Below are 26,605 nucleotides of genomic sequence, written 5' to 3'. Positions count from 1 at the left end.
GGGGATGCGCACGCGACGGCAGTGGTGGGGGAATCCCTCCTCCTTCGGCCCGCGCACCATCGGCGTGCTCGCCCTGGCCACGCTCACCGTCGTGCTGCTCGCGGCACTGGGCGTGAACAACCTCGGCCCGGGGCAGCGCAGCTACGAGTTCGAGTTCGCGCAGGCCGCGGGGCTCAGCGTGGGGGACCGGGTCACCGTGGCAGGCGTCGGCGTCGGCACCGTCACCGAACAGCGGCTCGCCGGCGATCACGTGCTGGTCACCGCGCGCATCGAGGACAGCGTGCGGGTCGGCGCCGAGACGAAGGCGGCGATCAAGCTGACCACGCTGCTCGGCGCCCGCTACCTGGAGCTGAGCCCGGCCGGGGACGGGTCCCCGCCGGACGATCGCATCACGCTGTCGCACACCAGCGTCCCCTACGACCTGCAGCAGGCGCTGGAGAACGCCGCCACCACCTTCGACCAGGTCGACGCCGCCCAGATCGGGCGCTCGCTCGATACCCTCGCCACCCAGCTCGACGGGCTGCCCGCCGTGCTGCCCGAGGTGCTGGCCAATGTCCGCTCCCTGGCCCAGCTGCTCGGCGACCGCCGCGCCGAACTCGGGTCGCTGCTGGCCGGGGTCAGGGAGCTGACCACCGTCCTGCGCCAGCAGCAGGACGATCTGGCCACGGTGGCCACCGTCGGCCGGGATCTGCTGCGCGACATCGTGGCCCGCCGTGACGCGCTCACGGGGCTGATCACCGCGACCACCCGGCTGGTGGAGCAGGTGCGCGGGCTCGTGGTGAACGACCGGGCCGGAATCGACGAGCTGGTGCGCGGGCTGGAAGGGCTGCTCGGCAGCCTCGCCCGGCACCAGGACCTGCTGCGCTCGATCCTGGAGATCCTGCCGGTGCCGGTGCGCAACCTGACCAATGCCTCCGGCACCGGCAACGACGTCGACTTCACCGCCCCGGCCGGCGTGCTGGTCGACTCCTGGATGTGCGCGCTCTCCGGCCGCGCGAACGGGCTGAACCTGCCCCCGTACTTCGGAGACTGCCGATGAGCGTGCTGCGAACCCTCCTCCTGATCGTCCTGGTCGTCGCCGCCGGGGGCTGCGCGGTGCCGGGCGGCCCCGACCGGATCGCGGTCGTCGCCGCCTTCGACAACAGCGCGGGGCTCTACGTCGGCAATGCCGTCGCCGTGCTCGGCATGCCGATCGGAAAGGTCACCGCCATCACCCCGCGCGGCGACCACATCGACGTCGCCATGGAACTCGACGCCGACGTGCCGATCCCGGCCGACGCCACCGCCGTCATGCTCTCCACCTCGGTGCTGACCGACCGCCACATCGAGTTCACCCCGCCCTACCGCGGCGGCCCCGCCCTGGCCGACGGCGCCCGGATCACGCCCGAGCACACCAGGACCCCGGTCGGGATCGACCGGCTGGTCGGCGCCGCCGAGCGGATGTCGGGCGAGCTGGGCGGCGACGGCGCCGGGAACGGCCCGATCGCCCGGCTGCTCGACGTCGCCGCCGCCAGCACCGGCAACCGCGGCGACGACATGCGGGCCACCCTGGACGAGCTCGCCCGCGCCCTGCGGGTCGGCGACGACGGCGGCGCGCAGACCCGCGACACCGTCACCGCCATCGTGGACCAGCTCTCCGAGCTGACCGGCGCCGCGGCCCGCAATGAGCAGACCATCGCCGAATTCGGCACCTCCGCCGGGCAGCTCGGCGATGTGCTGGCCGACCTGGAGATCGGCTCCGGCGATACCGGCGCGCAGCTCACCGCCCTGCTGACCGAGGCCGAGCAGCTGCTCGCCGACAATCGGGAACCGCTGCGCGCCACTACCGCCGACGCGAACGTGGTGCTCGGCGCGGTCGCCGAGTACCGGGACCAGGTTGCGGAGTTCCTTGACCTGACGCCCATGCTGCTGGCCAATGGCTACAACGCCGTCGATATCCCGAACCGGGGCTTCCGGGTGCGGGCGCTGCTGGACAAGGTCTTCTTCGACGGCCAGATCGTCAAGGAGGTCTGCAATATTCTCGGCTTGCGCCAGCTCGGCTGTGCCACCGGAACGCTGCGGGACTTCGGCCCCGACTTCGGGATCAGCGACCTGCTCGAGGCGATGGCGACGGTGCCGCGATGATCACGCGGATCGCCGTCCTGGCGCTGTGTCTGTGCACCACCGGCTGCGGGGTCGGGCTGCAGGACGTCCCGCTCGCACCACCCGGCACCGACTCCGGCTACACCGTGCGCGCCACCTTCGCCAGCGCGCTGAACCTGCCGGACCGGGCCGCCGTGCGGCTGCTCGGCGCCGAGGTCGGCGAGGTGCGGCAGATGGAGGTGCGCGACTACACCGCCGTCGTCACGCTGCGGATCGACGAGGGGGTGCGGCTCCCGGCGGGCACCAGGGCCGAGCTGCGCACCGCCACCCCGCTCGGGGATGTCTTCGTCGCGCTCACCCCGCCCGCCGACGTCACCCCGGCGGTGCTGCGCGACGGCGACGAGATCCCGCTCGCCGCGACCCGTGCCGCCGCCACCGTCGAGGAGCTGCTCACCACCGCCGCCCTGCTCGTCAACGGCGGCGCCATCCGCAATCTCACCGACGTAGTGGACGGGCTCGGGAGCTCCGTCGGCACGCGCGGCGAGCGGCTGGACGCGCTGCTCGACCAGTCGACCACGCTGGTGCGGACGCTGTCCGCGCGCTCCGGCGAGATCCAGGCGGCGCTCGCCGAGACGGCCAGGCTCACCGGCGAGCTCTCCGCCCGGCAACCCGATATCGACGCCTTCCTCACCGCCGCCGGCCCCGCCGCGCAGACCGCCGACACTGCGGCGCCACGGGCCCTCGCCCTGATCCGGGTGCTCGACCAGCTGAGCGGCGAGCTGTCCCGCATGCCCGGGATCCGCGGCGACTCGGTCGGGCTCGTGGCGAACCTGGGCCGGCTCGCCGCCGAGCTCAACAACGCCGCCACCAGCCCGGACGGCAGCCTCGTCACGCTCAACGCCCTGATCCCCACCCTGCTCAAACTGACCAGCGGGACCTCGGCGCACGGCAATATCGATCTGGAGGATTTCGCCGTGGGCGCACTCGCCGACCCCGCGCACGAGGCCGACCCCGGCAGCCGCATCCCGGACGGCGGCGACCTGAGCACGATCGTCGGCAGCCTCACCTACACGCTGCTGAAACTGCAGGACCGGCTGAACGGGGCCGGGCGATGAGCCGGGCGGCCGCGCTCGCCGATCTCCCGGCCCGCGCCCTGCTCGCCACCGTGCGGGCGCTGGTGCCGCGCCGGCTCGCGCTCTCCGCGGCGGGGCTGGTGGTGACGCTGGTCGCCGCGGGCGGCTACCTCACCTTCGGCGCGCTCGGCGCCGACCCGGCCGCGGAGACCTTCACCGTGCGGGTCCGGCTCGCCGAATCCGGCGGGCTGCTGCCCGGCCAGGAGGTGACGCTGCGCGGGTTCCCGGTCGGGCACGTCCGCGCCATCCACCTCGAGGGCGGCGGGGTGGTGGCGGAGGCGGAGATCGATGCCGCGTACCCGGTGCCGGACGACGGCGCCGTCCAGGTCGTCGATCTCTCCACCGCGGGGGAGCAGTACCTGGACTTCCGGCCGACCCGGGAATCCGGCCCCTACCTGCGCGACGGCTCGGTGATCGGGGTCGAGCGGACCGCGACCCCGGTGCCGCTGTGGCGGCTGCTCGGCACCCTCGATTCCACGCTGGCGCAGGTCGATCCGGGCCGGCTGCAGGCCGTGGTGGACGAGCTGGGCGCGGGTCCGGAGGCGCCGCGCAAGCTGAGCGACATCGTGCAGGGCGGGATGTTCCTGGTGTCCACGCTGGATTCGGTGCTGCCGCAGACGGTGTCGCTCATCCGCGATACCGCCGTCGTCTCGTCCACGGTGGCGGGCGGCACCGACGAGCTGCGCGCGCTCGCGGCCGATACCGCGCAGACGCTGCGCGGGGTCGAGGCCAAGACCGGCGGTTACGTCCGGTTGCTCGACACCGCGCCGGGCACGCTGGCCGCGGTGGACTCGGTGCTGAGCGACAATGGCGGCTCGATCGTCGGGCTGCTCACGGGGTTGTCCACGCTCGCGGAGATGACCAACTCCCGGGTGCCCGCGCTGCGGGAGTTCTTCTTCCCGGCCCAGCGGGCGGGGTCCGCGCTGGACGCGCTGTCGATGGTGATCCGCGACGGCGGGATCTGGGGGCTGGTGAACCTCTACCCCCGCTACTCCTGCGACTACCGGGTGCCGAGGCACGCACCGTCGGTGCCCGACTACCCCGAGCCCTACCTCTACACCGGCTGCCCGGCGAACGACCCCTCCATCCTGGTGCGCGGCGCGAACAATGCCCCGCGCCCGCCGGGCGCGGCGATTCCCGGGCTCGCCCCGCCGGGCGCCGATCCGAGCGCCACCACCGGACCCGCGCCGACCGGGCCGTGGACGATCCCGCTGCCGGTCGAGGACACCCGCACCACCGTCCAGCCGCCGCGCTGAGCACCGACCACCGAGGAGTATCGATGTCGAAGAACTCGAGTGCCGCCGAACCTACCGAGCCCACCGCGACGGCCGAGTCCGAGGTGGCGCCCGAGGCCGGGAATCCGGAGTTCGTGATGCCGGGCAAGGCGAAGCTCGTGCTGCTCGTGCTGGTCGCGACGGTGCGCCGCTTCGCCCTGCCGATCATCGCCGCGGTGGCCGTCGCCGCGCTGGTCGCGGTGGCGATCCTGGCCTGGCAGCTGAAGCAGCAGCGCGACGTCGACGATGCCGCCGCCGCGGCGCTGGATGCCGCCCGCGCCTACGGCACCACGCTGACCAGCGTGGACTCCGACAACCTGGACCACGGCTTCGCCGCCGTCCTGGACGGCTCGACCGGCGAGTTCAAGGACATGTACTCCCGCTCCAGCGGCCAGCTCCGCCAGCTGCTGGTGGACAACAAGGCGACGGGGCAGGGCACCGTGCTCGACGCTGCGGTGAAATCGGCGACCGAGACGAAGGTCGAAGTCCTGCTCTTCATCGACCAGACGGTGACCAATGCCGCCGCCCAGGATCCGAGGGTGGACCGCAGCCGGGTGGCCATGACCATGGAGCTGGTCGACGGCCGCTGGCTCGCCAGCCGCGTCTACCTGCCCTGATCCGGGAATCGAAAATACCGGCGGCGGAAAGTACTTCGTTTCCGACCGGCAGAGCAACAGTTGTGACTACGGTCGAACCGCTCGTCTTTGCCGATATAGGGAGTGTCGTTCTGTGACACGCAAGATTCTCGTTTCCGCCCTCGCCGTTCTCGGTGTCCTGCTGGTGGCCGCGGCCGTGCTCGCGCCCGGGCAGCTACGCGACTCCGCGGTCCGGGTACCGGTCGATTTCACCCAGGAGACGGTGCTGGCGGGCACCGCGAGCCTGCTCGACCGGTCCAGCGTGATGGTGCCGGGGCCGCTGAAGGTGGACGAGGGCACCGAGATCCGGATCGATACCCTGACGAAGGCCGAATCGAGCACCGACAGCGGTGATCTCGTGGTGCGGACCGAGGCGAAGGGCGTCACCGGCGCGGGAACGGAGTTCCACAGCGCGGTCGATGTCGTGACCGTCGACCCCGGCAGCCGGATCGCGGTCGCCGTACCGGAATCGACCATGCAGGCGCCCGCGGCCGCCACGGCCAAGCCGACTCCCGCGCGCACCGGGACCTACTGGACCTTCCCCGCCGACACCCCGCGCGCCGACCTCCCGTACTTCGACACCGCCACCCTGACCCCGGTGACCGCCAGGTACCTCGATGCCGACCGGGCGATCGAGGGGCAGCCGGTGCTGCACTTCCGCTTCGAGGTGCGCGACTACGACATGGCGGGCTCGCCCGCGAACAGCCAGCCGGCTCGGCTCCCGCTGCCCGCCGCCAAGTGGGGGCTGCCCGGTGACGACGTGCTCACCATGAACCTGTACTACACGCTGGTGCAGGACATGTGGGTGGAGCCGGAGACCGGGAGCGTCGTGGACACCGTCGTCCAGCCGACCTCGTACTTCGCCGCCGCCCCCGGCGACCCGAACCGGGTCGTGGTGTACGCGGGGGAGCTGCGGTTCACCCCGGAGACGGTGTCCGCGCTGGCGCGCTCCGCGCAGGACGGGCGGGAATCGCTGCGGCTGGTCTTCGTCTACGTGCCGATCGGCATCGCCGTCGTCGGCGGGCTGCTGGTCCTCATCGCCGCCTACCTGGCCGTCCGCAGCCGTCGCCCGGGTTCCGGCGGCGGAACCGCCGGCCCCGCCACGGCTCCCGCAGCGGAGGACCGGCCGGACCCCGTCACCGCCGGTAGCTGAGCGGCGGCTTCAGAGCCGGTAGTCGGTGAGCACCCCGCGGGCGATGATCCGCTTCTGGATCTCGCTGGTCCCCTCGCCGATGAGCAGGAACGGCGCCTCCCGCATGAGCCGCTCGATCTCGTACTCACTGGAGTACCCGTACCCGCCGTGGATGCGGAACCCCGCCTGCGTCACCTCGTTGCAGAACTCGCTGGCGAGGTACTTCGCCATCCCGGCGGCGACATCGCTGCGCTCCCCGGAGTCCTTGAGCCGGGCCGCGTTCACCATCATGAGGTGCGCCGCCTCCACCTTGGTCGCCATCTCGGCCAGCGCGAACTCGATGGCCTGGTGCTGCACGATGGGCTTGCCGAAGGCCGAGCGCTGCTGCGCGTAGCGGGCCCCGAGCTCGAAGGCGCGAATGGCGATCCCGCAGGCGCGGGCGGCCACATTGACCCGCCCCACCTCGATGCCGTCCATCATCTGCCGGAAGCCGCGGCCCGGCGCCTCGCCGAGCACGGTGTCCGCCGCGGCGCGGTAGCCGTCGAGCAGCAGTTCGGTGGTGTCGATGCCCTTGTACCCCATCTTGTGGATGCGTCCGGGAATGGTGAGCCCGGGCGCGACCTCGCCGAGCCCGGCGGGCTTCTCGATGAGAAAGGCCGTGAGGTTGTCGTGCGGCCGCTCGGCGCCCTCGTCGGTGCGGACGAGCACCGCAACGAGGGTGGCCGTGGAGCCGTTGGTGAGCCACATCTTCCGGCCGTCGAGGGTGTACCCGCCGTCGGCGCCGCGCACCGCCTTCGTGCGGATCGCCGCCACATCGGAGCCCAGTTCGGGCTCGGACATGGAGAAGGCGCCGCGCACCTCGCCGGTCGCCATCCGGGGCAGGAAGCGCGCCTTCTGCTCCGGCGTGCCGTGCCGCTGCAGCAGGTAGGCGACGATGAAGTGGGTGTTGATCACCCCGGAGACGCTCATCCAGCCCCTGGCCAGCTCCTCCACGCACAGCGCGTAGGTGAGCAGCGATTCGCCGAGCCCGCCGTACTCCTCGGGGATCATCAGCCCGAACAGCCCCAGCTCGGCCATCCGGTCCACGATGGCCTGCGGGTAGGTGTCGGTGTGCTCGAGCTCCTGGGCGACCGGGATGATCTCCCTGTCCACGAAGGTGCGGACGGTGGCGAGGATGTCGGTCTGGATGTCGGTCAGGCCGTGGGTCTGCGCGAGTTTCACGAGGGGTTCCGTTCCTGCAGCAGGGCTTCGGTGTCGGCGCCGAGGAGTGGCGCCGGGCCGGCGGGGGCGTGCGCGCCGTTCACCGTCATGGGGGAGCCGGGGGCGGGGAGGTCGCCGATGCCGGGCTGGTGCACGGTGGTGAAGAGCGGGTTGGCGGTGACCCGGGGGCTGTCGACCAGCTCGAGGAAGCTGCGGTAGCGGTCCCACAGCAGCGAGGTTCCGGTCAGGGCTTTTTCGACCTCGGAGCCGGTGCGCTCGCGGAACCAGGGGGTGAAGAGGCCGGTCAGGACGGCGCGGTGGCGGTAGCGGTCGCCCTCGTCGGCGAAGTCGGCGTCCAGCGCCTTCGCCAGCGCTTCGACGGGGGCTCCGGTGCCGGTGAGGGTGACGAGGTCGGTGAAGTGCCTGGCGGTGAGCGCGACGATCATGAAGGTGGTGCCGTCGGCGGCGGTGAACGGCGCGCCGTACTGCCCGAAGAGCGCGTTGCCGATGCGCGGGCGCTCGGTGCGGTTCACCGCCGCTTCGGCGAGGAAGCCGAGGTGTCCGGCTATCGCCAGTGCCACGTTCTCCAGGGGAAGCACGATCCGGCTGCCCTCCCCGGTGGTGTCGCGGTGGCGCACGGCGGCGGTGATGGACAGCGCCGCGTAGAGCCCGCAGGCGACATCCCAGGCGGGCAGGACGTGGTTCACCGGTCCGCTGTGGTCCGCCGGGCCGGTCACAAGCGGGAAACCGGTGGCGGCGTTGACGGTGTAGTCGACGGCGGTGCCGCCGTCGGCCCGTCCGGTGATCTCCAGATGGATGAGGTCCGGGCGCCGCTCCCGGAGCGCGTCGTACCCGTGCCAGGGCCGGGCGGCATTGGTGAGCACGATGCCGCTGCCCGCGGTGATCAGCCCGAGCACCGCGGCCCTGCCCTCCGGCGCGCGCAGATCGACGGTCACCGAGCGCTTGCCCTTGTTGAGTCCCGTCCAGTACAGGCTCTCGCCCGCGTCGGTGCGCGGCCAGCGCCGGTAGTCGGGGCCGCCGCCGAGCGGGTCGACCCGGATCACCTCGGCGCCGAGCTGGGCCAGGGTGAGCCCGGCCAGCGGGGCCGCGACGAAGCTGGAGAGCTCCACGATCCGCAGCCCGGCCAGGGGAGCGTTCACAGCAGCACCAGGGTGCGGGTCTCCGCCACACACGCCGGTTTGGCGCTGCCTTCGTTCTCCACTGTCCAGCGCAGGGTCAGCATCGCCCGGCCCTCGCCCTCGTCGACCTCGGCGACGGTAGCCGAAGCGCGGACCCTGGTGCCCGCGCGCACGGGCGCCGGGAACCGGACGCTGTTGCTGCCGTAATTGATGCGCGCACTGCCGAACTGCAGCGAGAACAGGTCACGCCCGAGCAGCGGCAGGAGCGAAAGCGTTAGGTACCCGTGCGCGATGGTGCTCCCGTACGGGCCGTCGGCCGCGCGGACGGGGTCGACGTGGATCCACTGGTCGTCGCCGGTGGCGGCGGCAAAGGTGTCGATCCGGTCCTGGTCGACGGTCAGCCACTCGCCGGGGCCGATGACCGTGCCGACGGCGCCGCGCAGCGTGTCGAGCGAACGGAAGACGCGCATGTCAGGCCACCTTCTCGAAGACGGCGGCGAGCCCCTGCCCGCCGCCGATGCACATGGTCTCCAGCCCGTACCGCAGGTCGCGGCGGTGCAGTTCGCGGGCCAGGGTGGCCAGCATGCGGGTGCCGGTGGCGCCGACCGGGTGGCCGAGCGAGATGCCGGAGCCGTGCACGTTGACCCGCTCCAGGTCGGCCTCGCCGAACTCCCACTCGCGCAGCACCGCCAGCGCCTGGGCGGCGAACGCCTCGTTCAGCTCGATCAGGTCGATATCGGTCAGGGTGAGGCCCAGCTGCGCGAGCGCGGCGTCGGTGGCGGGCACCGGCCCGATGCCCATGAGGCTCGGCTCGACCCCGGCCACCGCCCAGGCGGCGAGCCGCACCAGCGGGGTCAGCCCGAGCCGGTCGGCCGTGGCGCGGGTGGTGACCAGGCAGACCGCGGCGGCATCGTTCTGACCGCTGGAGTTGCCCGCGGTGACCGTGGAGTCCGGGTCGATCTTCGCGCGGACCGGCTTCAGCTTCGCCAGCGCCTCCAGGGTGGTGTCGGCGCGCGGGTGCTCGTCGGTGTCGACCGACCCGGTCCGGGTCGGCACGGGAACGATCTGCTCGGCGGCCGCGCCGGACTCGATGGCGGCGACGGCATGGCGGTGCGAGCGCAGCGCCAGCGCGTCCTGTTCGGCGCGCGGGATGGCGTACTTGCGGCGCAGGTTCTCCGCGGTCTCCAGCATGCCGCCGGGCACCGGATGGTGCTTGCCGCCCGCGGTCTCCCGCGCCCGGACCAGCCCGTCGTGCATGGTGACGCCGCTGCGGGCGGCGCCCCACCGGATATCGGTGGAGTAGAACGGGACATTGCTCATGCTCTCCGCGCCGCCGGCCACCACCACCTCGTTGGCACCGCTGCCCACCTGCAGCACCGCCTGGATCACCGACTGCAGCCCGGAGCCGCAGCGGCGATCCAGCTGCATGCCGCCGACGGTCACCGGCAGCCCGGTGTCCAGGGCGACCACCCGGCCGAGCGCGGGCGCCTCGCTGTTCGGATTGCAGTTGCCGAGGATCACGTCCTCGATCAGCTCCGGCGCGATGCCGGTGCGGTCGAGGAGTCCGCGCAGCGCGACCACGCCGAGTTCGGCGGCGGTGAGTGCGGCGAGCGCGCCCCCGTAGCGGCCGACGGGCGTACGGACGGGTTCGCAGATGACGACATCACGCATGGGTTATCGGCTCCGGGTTCGAGAATTCGGCGGTGAGCACAGAGTGGGTGACGGCGGTGCCGGTGGCGGCGAGCTCGGTGCCGTCGGTGCCGGGCGAGGTGCGGCGCAACCGGACCGGGTCACCGCAGAAGATCGGGGCGAGGTTGCGGTGGCGGAGCAGGAGCGGCGTGTCCGGGTGGTCGACGCGCAGCGTCTCGGCCAGCGCCAGCGTCGTGAGCGGGCCGTGCACGACCAGCCCCGGATACCCCTCGACGCCGGTGGCATAGGGCTGGTCGTAGTGGATGCGGTGCGCGTTCGCCGTGGCGGAGCTGAACCGCATGAGCACGGTGGGATCGGTCCGCAGCTCCCACTCGCCGGGCCCGTGCCGCACCAGCGGAACCCCGACCGGGTCGGCGGCCGCGGCAGCCGAGGCGGTCCCGGGAGCGCCCGCCTCGCGGTAGATCAGATCCTGCCGCTCGCGCACGGCGACCACACCGTCCGAACCGGTCAGCGTGATGTCGACGACCACGACCACCAGCTCCCCGCTGCGCCCGCGCTTGAGCGTCACCGCGCTCACCGTCGCCTCCCGCCGGACCGTGCTCCCCACCAGCAGCGGCGCCTCGAACGACACCTCGCCCCCGGCGAACATCCGCCGCGGCAACTCCACCGGCGGCAGGAAACTGCCCCGCCGCGGATGCCCGTCCGGCCCGATCTCCGCGGCGGCGGGCCAGCGCGCCAGCGCCGCCCAGTGCCACAGCGGCGGCAGCGGATCACCCGCCCCCACCGCAGGCGCGCCGCTGCCGAGCAGCGCGGTGAGCGCCGCCACCGGCCCCGGATCCAGGTACTCCTCGGTGACGACGGTGTGCGGTTCCCAGCTCACATGAACCGCCCTCCGGTGACCTCGAGTGCGGTGCCGGTCATGTACGACGACAGATCGGAGGCCAGGAACAGCGCCACCCCGGCCACCTCGGCCGGCTCACCGGCCCGGCCGAGCGGAATCTCCGCCATCTTCTGATCCCAGACCTTCTCCGGCATGGCGGTGGTCATCGGGGTGCGGATGAGCCCGGGCTGGATGGCATTGACCCGGACGTTGAACCGGGCCACCTCCTTGGCGGCGGCCTTGGTCAGCCCGACGATCCCCGCCTTGGCGGCGGAGTAGTTGGTCTGCCCCGCCAGCCCGACCTTGCCCGAGAGCGAGGAGAGGTTCACGATGCTCCCGCGGCCCTGCTCCCGCATGATCGCCGCCGCCAGCCGGGTACCGTGCCAGCTTCCCTTGAGGTGCACTGCGATGACCTGGTCGAACTGCTCCTCGGTCATGGTCCGCATGGTGGCGTCGCGGGTGATGCCCGCGTTGTTGACCATGATGTCGAGCGCGCCGAACTCGGTCACCGCGACATCCAGTAGCGCGGCCACGTCGTCGGCGGAGGTGACGTCGCACCGCACCGCCCTGGCGACATCCGCGCCGAGGCGCTCGGCGGCATCACCCGGCTCGAGGTCGCCGACGACCACCGCGGCGCCATTGCGCACGAACGTCTCGGCGATGGCGAAGCCGATGCCCTGGGCGCCGCCGGTGACGACGGCGACCCGGCCTGCGAGAAGCGACATGGAAGTCCTTTCAGTACTGGGTGACGCCCTGGTCGACGGCGACGCTCGCCGCCGTCATGGCGCGGGACCGATCCGAGGCCAGCCAGCACACCGTCTCGGCGATGTCCTCGGGCTCGGCCACCCACAGTGGCAGGAAAGGGGTGATCATGTGGGCGAGTGGCGGGTTGGTCTCGATGGCGCGGCCGAGCGCGGCGACCATGTCGCCGGTGCCCATCGGGGTGTTGACCGCCCCCGGGTGCACGCTGTTGACCCGGATCCGGTGCTTGCCCAGTTCGGCGGCGAGGGCGCGGGCCATGCCGGTGACGGCGTGTTTGCTGGCGGTGTAGTGCACCATGAACGGCTGCATTTTCAACCCGGCGGCGGAGCTGATCAGGATGATCGAGCCACCCCGGTCACCGGCGATGATGTGCGGCGCCCCGGCGCGCACCGTGTTCCAGACGCCGGTGACATTGATGTCGAGGGTGTCGCGGAAGGATTCGTCGGTGATCGCGTCCCAGGTCTCCGGAATGCTGATGCCCGCGTTGGCGACGACGACATCCAACCGGCCCAGCTCGGCGACGCCGGCGTCGACCGCGGCCCGCAGCCCGGCCGCGTCGCGCACATCCACTGCTGAGGCCAGGATGCGGCGCCCGGTCGCCTCGACCAGCCGCACCGTCTCGGCCAGGTCGTCCGGGGTCGGGGAGTCGTAGGGCACGGCGGGCGGCAGCGGACCGGCGATATCGACCGCGATGATGTCGGTGCCCTCGCCCGCCAGCCGCAGCGCGTGCGCCCTGCCCTGGCCGCGCGCGGCCCCCGTGATGAGAACGACCCTGCCCTCGAGCTCGCCCGCCATTGCACTCCTCGATCGCTTCCGCCGCGGGCAAGCCCCGTGCCGTTCTGTATATAGTAAGCACAACGGTAAAAGCTCCGGAAGCGCTCCGCCCCGTGCGCGGCGGTGCTACGGTCTGTCTTACCGAAGGGTTATCCGTCCGCATCCTCGCGCGGGCGTCGCTGAAGGAGTGCGCGGATGTCGCAGATCGTCGGTTTCATCGGGGCGGGCCGGATGGGCAGGCCCATGGTGCGCCGGTTGCTCGAGGCCGGGCACCGGGTGCGGGTCTTCGCCCGCCGGGACGAGGTCCGCGAGCGGGTGCGCGGGTGGGGTGCGGAGTTGGCGGCGACGCCCGCCGGGGTCGCGGACGGCGCCGGTGCGGTGCTCACCTGCCTGTTCTCCGACGACCAGCTGATCGAGGTGCTCGGCGGGGCCGACGGCGTACTCGCCGCCGCGGAGCCCGGCGTGCCGGTGGTCTCGCACAGCACCGGGACCGTGGCGACGGTGACGGCGCTCGCCACCGCGCATCCCGGCCGGGGCGTGCTGCTCGACGGCCCGGTCAGCGGCACCGCCGACGATATCGCCGCCGGGCGGCTGACGGTGCTGCTCGGCGGGCCGGAGGAGACGGTCGCCCGTGCGCTCCCGGTGCTCGTCGCCTACTCCGACCCGGTGATCACCACCGGGGCGCTCGGCACCGCGCTGAGCGTGAAGCTGGTGAACAACGCGCTCTTCGCCGCCAATGCCCAGCTGGTGGCGGCGGCGGTGCGGGTGGGGGAGCAGCTCGGCACCTCCGGCGAGCAGCTGCTGGCCGCGCTCGCGCGATGCAGCGGCGAGAGCTACGCCGCGGGCGCGGTGCGGGCCACCGGCGGGCTGCCGTCCTTCACCGCCAATGCCGCCCCCTTCCTGCGCAAGGACGTGGCCGCGTGCCTCTCGGCCGCCGGTGATCTCGGGGTCGACCTCGGGGAGCTGGCCTCCGTGATCCGGACCGGACCGCTGGAACTCGCCTGATCCGCACCGCGAAAGGCCCGACGATGAACCTCCCGCTGACCGAATCGGAGCCGGATGCGGCCCGCACCGGCGCCCGCGAACTCCTGGAACTGCAACAGGCCGCCTTCCTGTGCGAGGGGCCGCCGACGGCGGCGGTCCGGCGCGAGCGGATCGACCGGCTCACCGCGATGGTGCTCGACAATGCCGACGCCTACGTCGAGGCGCTGGTCGCCGACTACGGCACCCGCTCGCCCACCGGCATCCGCTTCGCCGAGATCGTCGGCATGCTGTCGGTGCTCGAACACACCCGTTCGCACGTCCGGAGCTGGATGCGCTCGCGCAACCCCAGCCCGGCGGCGCGGTTGATGGGCATCCGCGCCGAGGTGCAGCCGACCCCGCTCGGCGTGGTCGGCATCGTCGGGCCGTGGAACTTCCCGCTCAACCTGGTCATCCTGCCCGCAGCGGCCGCCTTCGCGGCGGGCAACCGCGTGATGATCAAGATGTCGGAGGTCACCGCGCGCACCGCCGAACTCACCGCCCGGCTCGCGGCCGAGTACTTCGACCCGGCCGAGCTGGCCGTGGTCACCGGCGGGCCCGATGTCGCCGCCGCCTTCACCGCGCTCCCCTTCGACCACCTGTTCTTCACCGGCTCGCCGCGGATCGGGCAGCTCGTGGCCCGGGCCGCGGCGGAGAACCTGGTGCCGGTGACCCTGGAGCTGGGCGGCAAGAACCCGGTCGTGGTCGGCCGCGCCGCCGATATCGGGCGGGCGGCGCGCCGGATCGCGCGGGCCAGGATGGTCAACGGCGGCCAGGTCTGCGTCTGCCCCGACTACGTCTTCGTGCCGGAGGAGCACTTCGCCGAGTTCACCGGCGCGCTGCGCACCGAGCTGCGCACGCTCTACCCCGCCATCCAGGACGACGCCGACTACACCGCCAGCGTCGACCGCGCCAACTACGACCGGGTGGTCGGGCTCATCGAGGACGCCCGCACCCGCGGCGCCGAGGTCGAATCGCTGGCCCCGCCGCACGAGCCCGCGGCCGACCCGGTCACCCGCAAGATCGCGCCCACCCTCATCACCGGCGTCACCGACGACATGCGGGTGGCGCGGGAGGAGGTCTTCGGGCCGGTGCTCGCGCTGCGCCCCTACCGCGAGCTGGCCGAGGTGACCGGCCACGTCGCCGCCGGGCACTCGCCGCTGGTCGCCTACTGGTTCGGCCCCGACGACGCCGACTTCCGGACCTTCGTCCGGAACACCCGCAGCGGCGGGGTCGCGCGCAACGACTTCGCCATCCACATGTTCCCCAGCGACGCGCCCTTCGGCGGCGTCGGCCACAGCGGCATGGGCGCCTACCACGGCAAGGCGGGGTTCGACACCTTCAGCCACCACCGCACCGTGGTCGGCTCCGCGCTGCCGTTCCCGGTGACCGCGCTGGCCGCGCCGCCCTTCACCCCGTTCCTGCGCAACGGCGTCGGCCTGGCGCTGCGCGCCGCCGCCTTCCGCGCCCGCCGCCGGCTCGGCCGGTGAGCACCCCCGACCTCGAGGAGACAGCAGTGTCCCGCTCCGTGACGACCGAGTTCACCCTCGTGCACACCGCCGACGTGGTGGCCGCGCAGATCCCCGGCCGCGAGCTGGTGGTGCACGGCGACCGCCGCTACACCTACGCGGAGATCGCCGAGCGTTCCCGGCGGCTCGCCGCCTACCTGCACGCCCAGGGGCTCGGCTGCCACCGGGAGCGCGACGAGCTCGCCGGGCACGAGGTCGGGCAGGACCTGGTCGGGATCTACGCCCACAACGGCCCCGAGTTCGTCGAGGGCATCGTCGGCGCGCTGCGCGCCCGGGTGGCGCCGTTCAACGTCAACTACCGCTACGTGCGCGACGAACTGCGGCACCTGATCGGCGATTCCGGCGCCACCGCGCTGATCTACCACGCCGCCTTCGCGCCCCGGCTGGCCGAGGTGCTGCCCGAGCTGCCGCACCTGCGGGTGCTCGTCCAGATCGCCGACGGCTCCGGCAATGCCCTGCTCGACGGCGCTGTCGATTACGAGACCGCGCTCGCCGCGGCCGACCCGGAGGCGCTGCCGGTCGAGCCGACGCCGGACGATCTCTACGTGCTCTACACCGGCGGCACCACCGGCATGCCCAAGGGCGTGCTCTGGCGCCAGCACGACCTCTTCGTCGCCGCCTGCGGCGGGCGGGACATGAACACCGGCGCGGTGGTGGAGTCCTACGACATCATCGCCGAGCGGGTCGCGGCGAACCCCGGCCTGAAGCTCATGATCCTGCCGCCGCTCATCCACGGCGCCGCGCAGTGGGCCGCGCTGACCGCGCTCAGCTCCGGGCAGACCGTGGTCTTCCCGCCGACCGTCGAGCGCATCGACGCCGACGAGGTGGTGCGCACCATCGAGCGCGAGCGGGTCGCGGTCGTCACCCTGGTCGGCGACGCCATGGCCCGGCCGCTGCTCGCGGCGATCGAATCCGGCATCGCCGACGTCTCCTCGCTGGTGGCCATCGGCAATGGCGGTGCCGTGCTGAGCCCCGCGCTCAAGGAGCGGCTGCTCGCCGCCAAGCCCGGGCTGGTGATCATCGACGGCGTCGGCTCCTCCGAAGGCGGGGCGCAGATGTCCCAGGTCTCCGCCGCCGGTGCGCCTTCCACCGGCACCTTCACCGCCGGTCCGCACACCCGTGTGGTCGCCGAGGATCTCGGCTCGGTGCTCGAGCCCGGGCACGAGGGGATCGGCTGGCTCGCCCAGCGCGGCTACGCGCCGCTCGGCTACAAGGGCGACGCCGCCAAGACCGCCGCGACCTTCCCGGTCATCGACGGCACCCGCTTCTCGCTGCCCGGCGACCGGGCCCGGCACCTGGCCGGTGGCGGGATCGAGCTGCTCGGACGGGACTCCATGACCATCAATACCGGTGGCGAGAAGGTCTTCGCCGAGGAGGTCGAGATCGCGCTGGGGTCGCACCCCGCCGTCGCCGACGTGATCGTGGTCGGGCGGCCGAGCGAGCGCTGGGGGCAGGAGGTGGTGGCGGTGGTGGCGCTCGCCGACGGTGCGTCCGCTACTCCCGAGGAGCTCACCGCGCACGGCGGGCAGAGCCTGGCCCGGTACAAGCTGCCCAAGGCCGTGGTGTTCCGGCCGTCGCTCACCCGGAGCCCGGCCGGTAAGCCCGACTACCGCTGGGCGCGGGAGCAGGCAACTCTTCCGCACGGAGATGCCGCTGTGTAGCGTCCGATAACGGTATTCCACGAGGGCAATCGGAAGGCGTCGCGATGGTCGATACACAGGGCACGGTCTCGATCGTCACCGGCGGCGCGGGCGGCATGGGGGCGGCCACCGCCGCGATCCTCGGCCGGGAGCACACCGTGGTCATCGCCGACAACCGCGCCGACCGGCTCGGCGCCGCCGCCCGCGCGCTCTCGGAGCAGGGCATCACCCCCACGCCGATCGTCTGCGACGTCACCGACCCGGAGGCGGTCGACCGGCTCTTCGCGACCGCCACCGGACTCGGAACGCTCGTGGCGGTCGTGCACACCGCCGGGGTGAGCCCCAGCATGGGCGACGCGGCGTCCATGCTGCGGGTCAACGCGCTCGGCACGCTCACCGTGAACGAGGCGTTCTACGGCTTCGCGGGCGACGGCGCCGCGATCGTCAATGTCGCCTCCATGGCCGCCCACGTGCTCCCCGCCGAAGCCGTTCCCGCGCAGCATTTTCCACTGGCTCTTCGTGATAAGGATGCGTTCCTCGGCGCGCTGGAGGAGGCGTGCGCCCTCGCCCCCGAGGAGGCGCGCTCCGGCTACGCCTACGCCATCGGCAAGAGCTTCGTGCGCTGGTACAGCGCCGCGCAGGCCGAGCGCTTCAACGGCCGCGGGCTGCGCATCGTCTCGGTGTCGCCCGGTTCGATCGACACCGAGATGGGGCGCCTGGAGGCCGAGGCGGGTGCCGGCGCGATGGTCGCCGACTTCGCGGTGCCGCGGTGGGGCCGGGCCGAGGAGATGGCGGAGCTGCTCGCCTTCTGCGTCAGCGCGAAGGCCGGCTACCTTACGGGTACCGACATCCTCTCCGACGGCGGGGTGATCGCCTCCATGCACGAGCGCTCCCGGGCCGCTGCCGGAGAGTAGTTCCCTCAGCACCGTCGGCGGCCTGTCCTGCTGCTCCGCCGCCCCGGTGACTTTATGGGCGGCATCTGGGAACTCCCGAGCGGCGAGGTCGAATGCGGCGAGGCGCCCGTCACCGACGCCGTCGCGCAGACCCTGGAGAGCTATCGCGCGCGCTGAGCGGCGCGCACCAGACCGCCGCCGATGATGAGGCGCTGGATCTCGCTGGTGCCCTCGTAGAGCCGCAGCAGGCGGACATCGCGGTAGATGCGCTCCACGGCGACGTCGCGCATGTACCCGGTGCCGCCGTGCACCTGGACCGCGAGATCGGCCACCTTCCCGGCCATCTCGGTGCAGTACAACTTGGCGACCGACGGCGCGATCCGGCGATCCTCCTCGCTGACCCACAGCCGGGCCGCGTCGCGGACGAGCGCGCGCCCGGCCATCACCCCGGTCTGCATGTCCGCGAGCATGGCCTGGACCAGCTGGAATTCGCCGATGGCGGTGCCGCCCTGGGTGGCTCCCGCGGCATAGGCGACGGATTCGTCCAGGGCGCGCTGGGCGGCGCCGACGGCGAGGGCGGCGATGTGGACGCGGCCGCGGGCGAGCGAGCTCATGGCGGCGCGGTAGCCGACGTCCTCGCTGCCGCCGACCAGGGCGTCCGCGCCCACCCGGACGTTCTGGAAGCGGACCTCGGCGGTCCACGCCCCCTCCTGGCCCATCTTGCGATCTTTGGGCCCGACTTCGACGCCGGGGGTGCGTGCGGGGACTAGGAACACCGCGATCCGCTCGGGGGCCGTGCGGGCGAACACCACGAACAGATCGGCGACCGGGGCGTTGGTGATGAAGCGCTTCTGTCCGTCGATGACCCAGTCGTCGCCGTCGCGGGCGGCGGTGGTGCGCAGGGAGGCGGGGTTGGAGCCCGCGCCCTCCTCGGTCAGCGCGAACGAGGCGACCACGCTCCCGGACGCGATATCGGCGAGCCAGCGCTGTTTCTGCTGGTCGGTGCCGTAGCCGACGAGTACCTGCCCGGCGATGCCGTTGTTGGTGCCGAACAGGGACCGCAGGGCGAGGGTGGTGTAGCCGAACTCCAGCGCCAGCTCGACGTCTTGCGCCAGGTTCAGCCCGAGCCCGCCCCACTCCGGCGGCAGCGCGTAGCCGAAGAGCCCCATGGTCTTGGCCTGCTCGACGATGTCGTCGGGGACACGGTCGTTCGCGGCGATCTCCCGCTCCCGGGGCAGCACGAGCTCCCGGACGAACTTGCGGGTCTGGGCCAGGATCTCGCGGAACTCGTCCTCGGTCACCGCGTCGTCTCCGGGCGCACTCGTCATCGCCGATCCTCCTCGTTGTGTATGTGCTTACTGTAAGACTAGCGGTAAGTTGGTCGCCATGACGGCGTTCGAAACGGGTGTGCTGATCCTGCGGTTGTGCCTCGGGCTGACGATGGCGGCGCACGGTTATGCGAAGTTCTTCTCCGGTGGGCGGATCGCGGGGACCGCGGCCTGGTTCGACGGTATGGGAATGCGGCCCGGTGCGCTGCACGCGCGGCTCGCGGCGGGGACCGAGGTCGGTGCGGGGCTCGCGCTCGCGGCCGGGTTCCTCACTCCGCTCGCCGCGGCCGCGTTCGTCGCGCTGATGCTGGTGGCGGCGTGGACGGTGCATCGAGCGCACGGGTTCTTCATCGTGGGCAATGGCTGGGAGTACAACCTGGTGCTCGCCGTGTCGGCGGTGGCGGTGGCCACGCTGGGGGCGGGGCGGATCTCGCTGGACCAGCTGTTCTTCGGTGCCGACGCGCCGGACGGGTGGTTCGGGCTGGTCGCGGCCGGGCTCGGCGTGCTGGGCGGAGTGGCCCAGCTGGTGATCTTCTACCGGCCGGACGCGGAGCAGCCGCGGTGAGCGGCCCCGCCGATGTGCATGCCGAACCGGGGGCAGTGCGCGACCCCGGTGCGGAGTTCGCCCCCACGCTCGCGGAGCGGCTCGACTCGTACGGCGCGCGTCCGTTCGTCGAGTTCGAGCGGCGCTGGTACACCGGCGACGACCTCGCCGCGATCGCCCGCGCCACCGAGGACGCGCTGGCGCGGGCGGGAGTCGGCCCCGGCGAGGCGGTCGGCGTGACCGTGCGCAACCGGGTGCCGCACGCGGCGGTCGTGCTCGGTGCGGTGGCGCGGCGGCGGCCCTTGGTGATGATCAACTCCTACCGGTCGGCGGGCGCGATCGCGCGCGAGGTCGCGGAGCTCGGGCTCGCCGCGATCGTCGCGGGCGAGCGGGACTGGACCGCCGAACTCCGCGCGGCCTGCGCGGCGGCGGGCAGCGCGGGCGTCGCCGCGGAGATCGGGCGGACCGTGTGCGCGCGCCGCGGCGCGACCGCGACAGCGGCGGCACCGGGGCCGCATATCCCGTCCGGCGGCACGACCAGCCCGCCGCAGCGTGTGGCACTCGGCACGGCGGCTTCGGGGCTGCACATCCCGTCCGGCGGCACGACCGGCCCGCCGGACCCCGCGGTGCGGGACGCCTGCGTGGTCGGCGTGCCCGACCTGCGGCTTGGCCAGGTGCCGTTCGCCGCCGTCGAGCTGCGCGGCGGCCACACTGCCCCGGCACCGGCCGAGCTGCTGGCGCTCGTCCGCGAGGAACTGCCGAGCCACCACATCCCGGTCGACGTCGCGGTGCTGCCCGAGCTGCCGCGCAATGCCGCCATGAAGGTGCGGACCGACGCGGTCGCCGCGCTCTACGGCGACCGCGGCTGACGGTCAGGCCGGCGGGGCGCCGATCCCGGGGAACCCGACATTGGCGAAGTTCGCGGTGGCGATCACCGCGAGGGTGTCGCCCGGCACCACCCGCACCTCGACCTCCACCACCGTGGATCGCCTGCCGGAGTGCACGATTCGGGTGTAGGCCCGCGCCGTCCCCTCGGTGACGGCGCGCAGGTACCGGATATTCAGGTCCGAGGTGACCACCCCGGTGCCGCTGGGCCGGGTGGCCAGCGCGGCCGAGCCCGCGGCGACGTCGACCAGGGTGGCGAGCAGCCCGCCCTGGATCCCGCCGGAGAGATTGACGTTGTGCGCGGCGGCGGGCAGCTCCCAGTACTCGGTGCCGTCCTCGGTGGTCCGGCGGAAGCCGATCCGGTTCATCAGGTCGCCGATCGCTTCGAGCGCTGTCATCGTGAACTCCTCGCTGTGGTACCCCGGGCGTCGAGCAGCGCGCGCAGGGCGGGAAGGTCGACCTTGCCGGTGCCGCCGCGCGGCACCAGGTCGTCGGAGTCGAGCAGGAGCCAGACGGCGGGCACCTTGAAGGCGCTGAGCACGCCCCTGGCCGCCGAGCGCAGCTCCGCGGCCGAGGTGTCCGTGCGGCACACCACGGCGGCGGCGATGCGCGGGCCGGGCAGGTCGGTGACGTAGGCCTGGGTCACCGCGGGCAGCGAGCGCAGCGCGCGCTCCACCTCGCCGGGGTAGACGGTGGCGCCGCTGACCTTGACCATGTCGTCGGAGCGGCCGTGGTAGAAGAGGAATCCGGCGTCGTCCAGGCGGCCGAGGTCGCCGGTGCGGTAGAAGCCGTCCCGGGTGAACAGCTCCTCGCGGGTGCGGCCGCGCAGGCCGCGCAGGATGTGCGGGCCGCGGATCAGGATCTCGCCGATCTCGCCCGGCGCGGGGGCGTCGATACGGAGTTCGGTGCCGGGGAAGGGGCGGCCGCAGCTGCCCCATGCCCGCTCCGGCATGTCGGTGTCGGCGGGGTAGCCGCAGTAGGGGCCGAAGGATTCGGTCATGCCGAACAGGTTCGCGCGGGCACCCGGTCTGGAGCGCAGCTCGGGCGGGAGCAGTGCCTCGAGGCTGCCGGGGCGCAGCGCGGAGAGGTCGGCGCCGACGGTCTCGGCCTCGCGGGCGAGGGCCTGCGCCTGGTCCGGCCAGCCTCGGAAGAGCGTGACCCCCTCGCGTTCCAGCAGCCGCAGGGTGCTGCCCGGGTCCGGGATCTCCTCGGTGACGAGGGTGGCGCCCGCCAGCAGCGCGGAGAGGATGCCGCCGCCGAGGCCGCCGACCCAGAAGAACGGCATCGGCAGGTAGAGGCGGGTCTCCGCGGTGATGCAGCGGTCGGCCAGCCCGGCGCGCACCGCGCCGAGCGCGCTGCCGTGGGTGTGGATCACCCCCTTCGGGGCGCCGCGGCTGCCGGAGGTGAACAGGATGGTCAGGGGGTCGGCCGGGGTCACGGCGGTGGCGAGGGCGCGGGCCACGGCTGTGGTGTCGCCGCGCAGTGCGGCGGCCTCGTCGCTGGTCAGCACGGTCCGCAGGGAGGGCAGCTCGGGGTGCAGGATCGGTGCCGTGAGCGGGGAGTCCAGTGCGGTGCGCAGGTCGTCGAGGTAGCGGTGGCCGCGGAACTCCTCGGCGGCGATGAGGACCTGCACCGCGGCGGTGCGCAGCTGGGCCAGCAGCTCCGGCGGGGTGAGCAGGGTGGAGAGCGGGACCAGGACCGCGCCGATGCGGGTCAGCGCGAGCGCGGTGCGCACCCAGCCGGTGTTGTTCGGGGCGAGCAGCCCCACCCGGGTGCCCGTGCCGATGCCCACGGCGACCAGCCCGGCGGCGAGCTCGGCCGTCGCGGTGTCGAGTTCGCGGTAGGTGAGCCGGTGGGCCGGGTCGATCACCGCGGGCTTGTCCGGATGGGCGGCCGCCGCGGCGGTGATCGCCGCGTCGATGGTGGCGGAATGGCTCCCGGCCCCGAGAGCCGGCAGAGTCCGCTCCCCGGCATCGGCCCTGGCCTCGGCATCGTCGGCACCCCTGGCGGCACCGGCGGCGTCAGCGACGAGGTGCTCATCGTCGCGCTCGGCCGTAGCCGCGGCGAGGTCCGTGCCTGGCGAATCACCGGACATGCTCGCCCCCGGCGGCGATAGCGCCGTTCACGGGAATCTCGCCCGATGCCGGTGAGACCTGGGCTCCCGCCGCAGCGACCTCGGCTCCGGCGGTGGGATGCACGGCGGTGTCGGCGAAGTGCCGCCGCACCGCGCCCAGATCCGGCTTCCCGGAGGGGGTGCGCGGAATCTCCGGCACCACCGCTATCTCGGTCGGAACCTCGTACCCGGCGAGCCGGTCGCGCAGGAAGGCCGTGAGGTCGTCCGCGTCGGTGTGCGCGCCGGAGCGCAGCTCCACCATCGCCACCGGGGTCTCGCCGAGCCGCGGGTCGGACCTGGCCACCACGGCGGCGCCGCGAACGGCGAGGTGCGCCTCGAGCGCGCCCCGCACGTCGTCGGGCAGCACCTTGAACCCGCCGCGGATGATGGCCTGGTCGGCGCGGCCGAGAATCCAGAGGAATCCGTCGTCGTCGAGCCGGGCCAGGTCGGTGGTGCGGATCCACCCCGCGTCCGGCCCGAGCTGCCCCGGCGCCACCTCGAGCAGCCCCTGCTCGCCCGCGGGCAGTTTGCTGCCGTCGTCGGCGATGACCCGCAGCTTCGCCCCGCCCTGCGCCCGGCCGACGCTGCCGCGCTTGGTCGCCCAGAACTCGCGGTGGTCGGCCAGCGTCCACCCCGCCACCCCGCCGCCGAATTCCGTGGCCGCGTAGGAGGTGAGCACCGGAATGCCGAACTTCTCGTAGAAGGCGTCGGCATCGGCGGCGGCCAGCGGCGCGGTCCCCGAGGTCACCACCGCGACGCTCGCGAGATCCTCCCGGGTCAGCTCGGAGTGCAGCACCATGCGCAGCGCCGCGGGCACCAGTGAGACCGCGCGCGGCCGATGCGTGCGCACCGCCCGCGCCCACGGGTCCAGCTCGAACCGCGGCAGCAACACGAACGGCCGCGCCTCGGCCACGCACTGCAGCACCCGGTATACGCCGCCGATGTGCACCAGCGGCGCGTTCACGATCGCCACCCCGGTACGCGGCTCGACCGGGGCGGGCGCGGTGCGGAACCCGGGCCCGATCACGCTGTGCGCGAGCATGTCGTAGCCCAGGTCGATGCGCTTGGGCGGGCCGGTGGTGCCGCTGGTCAGCATGCGCACGGCCACATCGCAGCTCAGCGGATCGACGCCGTACTCCGGGATCGGACCGGTGAACAGCCCGGCCAGCGACCCCGTCGGGGTGCCATCGGGCACCACCGCCGCGAGGTCGCCGGGCAGCCCGAGCACCAGCGGCAGGTCCAGCTCGACCAGGTCGGCGCGGGTGCGCTCCTCGCCGCGGGACGGATTGATCGCGACGACCGTGCCGCCCGCCCCGAGCACCCCGAGGAAGGCGGTGACGTGCGCGGGAGTATTGCGCAGCAGGATCCCGATCGGCGCCCGGCCACCGACGGCGTGCGCGCGGGTGAGCGCGGCGATCCGGGCGGCCGGGCCCGCGAGCTCACCCCAGGTGTGCCAGTGGCCGTCGAACTCGATCGCGGGGGCGTCCGGCCGCAGCGCGAGCACCTCGGCCAGGCGGCGGATCAGGGGATGGACGGAGGTGCTCATCAGCGGATCCTCGGTTCGGTGGGGGCGGGACGGCCGCCGGCGGCCAGTTCGGCGGTGCCGAGCGGGTTGCCGAGCCGGGTGTAGATGAGCCCCTGGTCCAGGGCGGCGCGGTACGGCTTGTCCAGCGATTCCCAGATCGCCTTGACGGTGCCCTGGGTGGCCGTCGGCGGTTTGGCGGCGATGGTCGCCGCGATCTCGTGCGCGCGGGCCCAGAGCCGGTCGGCGGGGACGACCTCGGTCACCAGCCCGATGCGCAGCGCGGTGGCGGCGCCGACCCGTTCGTCATTGCCGAGCAGCGCGATCCGCAGCGTCTCGCCGAGCCCGACCCGGCGCATGAGCCCGATCGGCTCCAGCGCGGAGACCAGCCCGGCCGAGACGTGCGAGTCGAAGAAGGTGGCGTCCTCGGCGCAGAGCACCACGTCGGACTCGTTCACGAAGTAGAACGCGCCCGCGGTGCACATTCCCCGCACCGCGCAGACCACCGGCTTCCACATCTTCTGCCACTTGGGGCTGAGCAGCTCGCCCGGATCCTCGTGGTGCCAGATGCTCTCCGGCTGGCCGTAGCTGGACTTGATGTCGAGCCCGGCGCTGAAGGCCCGCTCGCCCGCGGCGCGCAGCACCACCGCGTGCACCCGGTCGTCGGTGCGCAGCGCCTGCCAGATCCGGGCCAGCTCCTCGCACATGCGCCGGTCGAAGGCATTGAGCCGCTCCGGCCGGTTCAGGGTGATGGTCGCCACCTTCGCCGCCGGGTCGACCTCGAACAGGACGGTGTCGAACTCGGCGGCATCGGGCCGCGCCGAGCCGCTCACCGGGCCCGCCACTCGGGAGCCCGCTTCTCCACGAACGCCTTCGGCCCCTCCAGCGCGTCCTCGGTGCGGGTGACCCGCTCGCGGAAGGACTCGGCCAGCATCTCCGCCTCGTGCAGCGGCAGGTCCAGCCCCTTCTGGATGGCCAGCCGGGTGCCGCGCACGGCGAGCGGCGCGTTCCGGTTCACGAGGGCGGCGAGCTCGTGCGCGCGCTCCAGCAGCCGGTCGTGCTCGACCACCTCGCTGATCATGCCGAGCTCGTAGGCGCGGGCGGCGCTCATCCGCTCGTGCTTGCCCATGATCGCCATGCGCAGCGCCACCGAGCGGGGCAGCACCCTGGCCAGCCGCACCACCTCGCGCCCGGCGACCAGCCCGATGCTGACGTGCGGGTCGAAGAAGGTGGCCTGCTCGGAGGCGATCACGATGTCGGAGGTGGTCACCCAGTCGAGCCCGGCGCCGCAGCAGATGCCGTTCACGGCGGTGAGGATCGGCTTGGCCATGGTGCGGAACGGCGGCGTGCCCTCCTGCGGCGCCTCCCACTGCTCGTAGGTCGACAGGTACGGCCGCTCGTTCAGCACCTTGCCGTCGCCGGGGATGGCCTTGACGTCGGCGCCGGTGCAGAAGGCCCGGCCGGTGCCGGTGACGATCAGCAGCCAGACGCGGTCGTCGTTCTCGGCCTCGGCGTAGGCGGCGCGCAGTTCGGTGATCATGTGCGGGCTCAGCGCGTTGAGCGCCTCCGGCCGGTTCAGGGTGACGGTGGCCGTATGCCCCTCGACCTCGTACGTGATGGCGTCGTACGGCATGGATGTCCCTTCGTCGGTGCTCATCGGCCCTCGAATTCCGGCGTCCGGCGATCGCGGAAGGCGGCGAGGCCCTCCTTGAAATCGCGGGTGCGGCAGGCGAGTTCGAGGGCGAACAGTTCATTGGTCATGGCCTGCGGGAGGGTGGCGTGCAGGTTCTCCGCGAGTGCCTGCTTGGCCAGCCCGAATGCCACGGTGGGCGCGGCGGCCAGCCGGGCGAGCAGTGCCTCGGCGGCGGCGTCGGGGTCGTCGGCGACCCCGTGGATGAGCCCCCACTCGGCGGCGGTGGCGCCGTCCACCTTCTCGCCGAGCAGCAGCATGCGGCGGGCGCGGGCGAGCCCGGCGAGCCGGGGCAGCAGCCAGGTGGCGCCGGAGTCGGGGCTGAAGCCGCGGTCCAGGAACGGCTCCCAGAAGCTCGCGTCCGGGGCGGCCACGGTGAAATCGGCGGCCAGTGCCAGATTGCAGCCCATGCCCGCGGCCCAGCCGCGCACCGTCGCGACCACCGGGAGCTGCACGGTGTGCAGGAGTTCGATCACCCGGTGCGCGGTGTGCGGGACCCGGCGCAGCACCGAGCCGGTGCGCGGCTTGGTGTCCCCGGTATTGCCGGAGACCCAGTCCACGCCCGCGCAGAAGTGCTCGCCCGCACCGCGCAGATGGATGGCGCGCAGGGTGTCGTCGGATGCGGCGGCGGTCAGCGCGGTGACCAGGGTCTCCACCATGTCCGGGGTCAGCGAGTTGCGCCGCCCCGGCCGGTCCAGCGTCAGCCGCAGCACCGCCCCGTCCCGCTCCACCGTCGTCACCGCATCGCCCACAGCCACCCTCCAATCGTTACTGAGATAG

The 26,605-nt window shown here is 73.1% G+C and carries 27 protein-coding genes; 13 read left to right on the top strand and 14 right to left on the bottom strand.

Going from position 1 to position 26,605, the window contains the following annotated elements:
- Positions 1 to 4 precede the first annotated feature (4 nt).
- From AB0H71_RS05890 to AB0H71_RS05865, 6 genes are all read left to right on the top strand, one after another.
- Positions 5 to 1,039 carry an MCE family protein gene (locus tag AB0H71_RS05890; protein ID WP_357015246.1) on the top strand — a complete coding sequence of 345 codons (1,035 nt, stop codon included), beginning with the start codon at positions 5 to 7 and terminating at the stop codon, positions 1,037 to 1,039.
- Positions 1,036 to 2,124, top strand: a complete 1,089-nt coding sequence (locus AB0H71_RS05885) for an MCE family protein (protein ID WP_357015243.1) — start codon at positions 1,036 to 1,038, stop codon at positions 2,122 to 2,124. The genes AB0H71_RS05890 and AB0H71_RS05885 overlap by 4 nt, the downstream gene beginning before the upstream one ends.
- Complete coding sequence (locus tag AB0H71_RS05880) at positions 2,121 to 3,197, top strand: MlaD family protein (RefSeq protein ID WP_357015241.1); 1,077 nt, start codon at positions 2,121 to 2,123, stop codon at positions 3,195 to 3,197. The genes AB0H71_RS05885 and AB0H71_RS05880 overlap by 4 nt, the downstream gene beginning before the upstream one ends.
- Positions 3,194 to 4,471, top strand: coding sequence for an MlaD family protein (locus AB0H71_RS05875; protein WP_357015240.1), 1,278 nt, complete (start codon positions 3,194 to 3,196; stop codon positions 4,469 to 4,471). Before AB0H71_RS05880 ends, AB0H71_RS05875 begins: the two co-directional genes overlap by 4 nt.
- A gap of 116 nt (positions 4,472 to 4,587) precedes the next feature.
- Positions 4,588 to 5,106, top strand: coding sequence for a hypothetical protein (locus AB0H71_RS05870; RefSeq protein WP_357016195.1), 519 nt, complete (start codon positions 4,588 to 4,590; stop codon positions 5,104 to 5,106).
- A 112-nt stretch (positions 5,107 to 5,218) separates the two neighbouring features.
- Positions 5,219 to 6,277 carry a porin PorA family protein gene (locus AB0H71_RS05865; protein WP_357015238.1) on the top strand — a complete coding sequence of 353 codons (1,059 nt, stop codon included), beginning with the start codon at positions 5,219 to 5,221 and terminating at the stop codon, positions 6,275 to 6,277.
- Positions 6,278 to 6,286: 9 nt separating this feature from the next.
- Here the strand turns inward: AB0H71_RS05865 and AB0H71_RS05860 are convergent, their stop codons facing one another.
- Genes AB0H71_RS05860 through AB0H71_RS05830 form a run of 7 tightly spaced genes read right to left on the bottom strand, consistent with a single transcriptional unit; the run spans position 6,287 to position 12,682 of the window.
- Positions 6,287 to 7,477, bottom strand: coding sequence for an acyl-CoA dehydrogenase family protein (locus AB0H71_RS05860; RefSeq protein ID WP_357015237.1), 1,191 nt, complete (start codon positions 7,475 to 7,477; stop codon positions 6,287 to 6,289).
- Positions 7,474 to 8,616, bottom strand: coding sequence for a CoA transferase (locus AB0H71_RS05855; RefSeq protein ID WP_357015235.1), 1,143 nt, complete (start codon positions 8,614 to 8,616; stop codon positions 7,474 to 7,476). Before AB0H71_RS05855 ends, AB0H71_RS05860 begins: the two co-directional genes overlap by 4 nt.
- The gene (locus AB0H71_RS05850; RefSeq protein ID WP_357015233.1) at positions 8,613 to 9,065 is read right to left on the bottom strand and encodes a MaoC family dehydratase; all 453 of its coding nucleotides are present in this window, start codon (positions 9,063 to 9,065) and stop codon (positions 8,613 to 8,615) included. Before AB0H71_RS05850 ends, AB0H71_RS05855 begins: the two co-directional genes overlap by 4 nt.
- Position 9,066: 1 nt before the next feature.
- Positions 9,067 to 10,266 (bottom strand): acetyl-CoA C-acetyltransferase, encoded by a 1,200-nt coding sequence (locus AB0H71_RS05845; RefSeq protein WP_357015231.1) that lies wholly within the window; start codon positions 10,264 to 10,266, stop codon positions 9,067 to 9,069.
- The gene (locus AB0H71_RS05840) at positions 10,259 to 11,125 is read right to left on the bottom strand and encodes a MaoC family dehydratase N-terminal domain-containing protein (RefSeq protein WP_357015229.1); all 867 of its coding nucleotides are present in this window, start codon (positions 11,123 to 11,125) and stop codon (positions 10,259 to 10,261) included. Before AB0H71_RS05840 ends, AB0H71_RS05845 begins: the two co-directional genes overlap by 8 nt.
- On the bottom strand, positions 11,122 to 11,850 hold the full coding sequence (fabG, locus tag AB0H71_RS05835; RefSeq protein WP_357015227.1) for a 3-oxoacyl-ACP reductase FabG: 729 nt from the start codon (positions 11,848 to 11,850) through the stop codon (positions 11,122 to 11,124). Before fabG ends, AB0H71_RS05840 begins: the two co-directional genes overlap by 4 nt.
- 10 nt (positions 11,851 to 11,860) lie before the next feature.
- Entirely contained in the window at positions 11,861 to 12,682 is an 822-nt protein-coding gene (locus AB0H71_RS05830) for a mycofactocin-coupled SDR family oxidoreductase (protein WP_357015225.1), read from the bottom strand.
- Between the two features lie 174 nt (positions 12,683 to 12,856).
- On the opposite strand from AB0H71_RS05830, the gene AB0H71_RS05825 reads away from it, so the two are divergent.
- The 5 genes from AB0H71_RS05825 to AB0H71_RS05805 are packed head-to-tail and all read left to right on the top strand — an operon-like array spanning position 12,857 to position 17,920.
- On the top strand, positions 12,857 to 13,666 hold the full coding sequence (locus AB0H71_RS05825) for an NAD(P)-binding domain-containing protein (protein ID WP_357015223.1): 810 nt from the start codon (positions 12,857 to 12,859) through the stop codon (positions 13,664 to 13,666).
- Positions 13,667 to 13,689: 23 nt separating this feature from the next.
- Positions 13,690 to 15,171 (top strand): aldehyde dehydrogenase family protein, encoded by a 1,482-nt coding sequence (locus AB0H71_RS05820; protein ID WP_357015221.1) that lies wholly within the window; start codon positions 13,690 to 13,692, stop codon positions 15,169 to 15,171.
- Positions 15,172 to 15,197: 26 nt separating this feature from the next.
- On the top strand, positions 15,198 to 16,871 hold the full coding sequence (locus AB0H71_RS05815; RefSeq protein WP_357015219.1) for an acyl-CoA synthetase: 1,674 nt from the start codon (positions 15,198 to 15,200) through the stop codon (positions 16,869 to 16,871).
- Positions 16,872 to 16,915: 44 nt separating this feature from the next.
- A complete protein-coding gene (locus tag AB0H71_RS05810) occupies positions 16,916 to 17,764 on the top strand; it encodes an SDR family oxidoreductase (protein ID WP_357015217.1) in 849 nt (282 codons plus the stop codon).
- Positions 17,765 to 17,791: 27 nt separating this feature from the next.
- A complete protein-coding gene (locus AB0H71_RS05805; protein WP_357016192.1) occupies positions 17,792 to 17,920 on the top strand; it encodes a hypothetical protein in 129 nt (42 codons plus the stop codon).
- Here the strand turns inward: AB0H71_RS05805 and AB0H71_RS05800 are convergent.
- Entirely contained in the window at positions 17,905 to 19,071 is a 1,167-nt protein-coding gene (locus tag AB0H71_RS05800; RefSeq protein ID WP_357015215.1) for an acyl-CoA dehydrogenase family protein, read from the bottom strand. The genes AB0H71_RS05805 and AB0H71_RS05800 overlap by 16 nt on opposite strands.
- A gap of 58 nt (positions 19,072 to 19,129) precedes the next feature.
- Between AB0H71_RS05800 and AB0H71_RS05795 the strand changes: the two genes are divergently transcribed.
- Complete coding sequence (locus tag AB0H71_RS05795) at positions 19,130 to 19,636, top strand: DoxX family protein (RefSeq protein WP_357015213.1); 507 nt, start codon at positions 19,130 to 19,132, stop codon at positions 19,634 to 19,636.
- Positions 19,633 to 20,484, top strand: a complete 852-nt coding sequence (locus AB0H71_RS05790; protein WP_357015211.1) for an AMP-binding protein — start codon at positions 19,633 to 19,635, stop codon at positions 20,482 to 20,484. The genes AB0H71_RS05795 and AB0H71_RS05790 overlap by 4 nt, the downstream gene beginning before the upstream one ends.
- A 3-nt stretch (positions 20,485 to 20,487) precedes the next feature.
- Here the strand turns inward: AB0H71_RS05790 and AB0H71_RS05785 are convergent, their stop codons facing one another.
- From AB0H71_RS05785 to AB0H71_RS05760, 6 genes are read right to left on the bottom strand one after another with little or no spacing between them, the layout of a single operon-like run.
- Complete coding sequence (locus AB0H71_RS05785) at positions 20,488 to 20,898, bottom strand: PaaI family thioesterase (RefSeq protein ID WP_357015209.1); 411 nt, start codon at positions 20,896 to 20,898, stop codon at positions 20,488 to 20,490.
- Positions 20,895 to 22,595, bottom strand: a complete 1,701-nt coding sequence (locus tag AB0H71_RS05780; RefSeq protein ID WP_357015207.1) for a class I adenylate-forming enzyme family protein — start codon at positions 22,593 to 22,595, stop codon at positions 20,895 to 20,897. The genes AB0H71_RS05785 and AB0H71_RS05780 overlap by 4 nt, the downstream gene beginning before the upstream one ends.
- Positions 22,585 to 24,159, bottom strand: coding sequence for an AMP-binding protein (locus AB0H71_RS05775; protein ID WP_357015205.1), 1,575 nt, complete (start codon positions 24,157 to 24,159; stop codon positions 22,585 to 22,587). The genes AB0H71_RS05780 and AB0H71_RS05775 overlap by 11 nt, the downstream gene beginning before the upstream one ends.
- Positions 24,159 to 24,968: an enoyl-CoA hydratase/isomerase family protein gene (locus AB0H71_RS05770; RefSeq protein ID WP_357015203.1), complete on the bottom strand. Its 810-nt coding sequence runs from the start codon at positions 24,966 to 24,968 to the stop codon at positions 24,159 to 24,161. Before AB0H71_RS05770 ends, AB0H71_RS05775 begins: the two co-directional genes overlap by 1 nt.
- Positions 24,965 to 25,768 carry an enoyl-CoA hydratase-related protein gene (locus AB0H71_RS05765; RefSeq protein ID WP_357016189.1) on the bottom strand — a complete coding sequence of 268 codons (804 nt, stop codon included), beginning with the start codon at positions 25,766 to 25,768 and terminating at the stop codon, positions 24,965 to 24,967. The genes AB0H71_RS05770 and AB0H71_RS05765 overlap by 4 nt, the downstream gene beginning before the upstream one ends.
- Positions 25,769 to 25,788: 20 nt before the next feature.
- A complete protein-coding gene (locus AB0H71_RS05760) occupies positions 25,789 to 26,583 on the bottom strand; it encodes an enoyl-CoA hydratase-related protein (protein WP_357015201.1) in 795 nt (264 codons plus the stop codon).
- Positions 26,584 to 26,605 lie beyond the last annotated feature (22 nt).

Origin of the sequence: Nocardia sp. NPDC050697 (assembly GCF_040654395.1) — a bacterium.
In the GTDB taxonomy this organism is placed as follows: domain Bacteria; phylum Actinomycetota; class Actinomycetes; order Mycobacteriales; family Mycobacteriaceae; genus Nocardia.
This window is presented reverse-complemented; position numbering and strand designations above follow the sequence as displayed.

What these genes read in the sequence shown, in the direction of transcription:
- AB0H71_RS05780 (WP_357015207.1), bottom strand. Translation starts at nt 22,595, where the DNA reads ATGTCCGGTGATTCGCCAGGCACGGACCTCGCCGCGGCTACGGCCGAG.
- AB0H71_RS05830 (WP_357015225.1), bottom strand. Translation starts at nt 12,682, where the DNA reads ATGGCGGGCGAGCTCGAGGGCAGGGTCGTTCTCATCACGGGGGCCGCG.
- AB0H71_RS05785 (WP_357015209.1), bottom strand. Translation starts at nt 20,898, where the DNA reads ATGACAGCGCTCGAAGCGATCGGCGACCTGATGAACCGGATCGGCTTC.
- AB0H71_RS05775 (WP_357015205.1), bottom strand. Translation starts at nt 24,159, where the DNA reads ATGAGCACCTCCGTCCATCCCCTGATCCGCCGCCTGGCCGAGGTGCTC.
- AB0H71_RS05875 (WP_357015240.1), top strand. Translation starts at nt 3,194, where the DNA reads ATGAGCCGGGCGGCCGCGCTCGCCGATCTCCCGGCCCGCGCCCTGCTC.
- AB0H71_RS05880 (WP_357015241.1), top strand. Translation starts at nt 2,121, where the DNA reads ATGATCACGCGGATCGCCGTCCTGGCGCTGTGTCTGTGCACCACCGGC.
- AB0H71_RS05850 (WP_357015233.1), bottom strand. Translation starts at nt 9,065, where the DNA reads ATGCGCGTCTTCCGTTCGCTCGACACGCTGCGCGGCGCCGTCGGCACG.
- AB0H71_RS05885 (WP_357015243.1), top strand. Translation starts at nt 1,036, where the DNA reads ATGAGCGTGCTGCGAACCCTCCTCCTGATCGTCCTGGTCGTCGCCGCC.
- AB0H71_RS05795 (WP_357015213.1), top strand. Translation starts at nt 19,130, where the DNA reads ATGACGGCGTTCGAAACGGGTGTGCTGATCCTGCGGTTGTGCCTCGGG.
- AB0H71_RS05890 (WP_357015246.1), top strand. Translation starts at nt 5, where the DNA reads ATGCGCACGCGACGGCAGTGGTGGGGGAATCCCTCCTCCTTCGGCCCG.
- AB0H71_RS05845 (WP_357015231.1), bottom strand. Translation starts at nt 10,266, where the DNA reads ATGCGTGATGTCGTCATCTGCGAACCCGTCCGTACGCCCGTCGGCCGC.
- AB0H71_RS05825 (WP_357015223.1), top strand. Translation starts at nt 12,857, where the DNA reads ATGTCGCAGATCGTCGGTTTCATCGGGGCGGGCCGGATGGGCAGGCCC.
- AB0H71_RS05870 (WP_357016195.1), top strand. Translation starts at nt 4,588, where the DNA reads ATGCCGGGCAAGGCGAAGCTCGTGCTGCTCGTGCTGGTCGCGACGGTG.
- AB0H71_RS05820 (WP_357015221.1), top strand. Translation starts at nt 13,690, where the DNA reads ATGAACCTCCCGCTGACCGAATCGGAGCCGGATGCGGCCCGCACCGGC.
- AB0H71_RS05800 (WP_357015215.1), bottom strand. Translation starts at nt 19,071, where the DNA reads ATGACGAGTGCGCCCGGAGACGACGCGGTGACCGAGGACGAGTTCCGC.
- fabG (WP_357015227.1), bottom strand. Translation starts at nt 11,850, where the DNA reads ATGTCGCTTCTCGCAGGCCGGGTCGCCGTCGTCACCGGCGGCGCCCAG.
- AB0H71_RS05765 (WP_357016189.1), bottom strand. Translation starts at nt 25,768, where the DNA reads ATGCCGTACGACGCCATCACGTACGAGGTCGAGGGGCATACGGCCACC.
- AB0H71_RS05810 (WP_357015217.1), top strand. Translation starts at nt 16,916, where the DNA reads ATGGTCGATACACAGGGCACGGTCTCGATCGTCACCGGCGGCGCGGGC.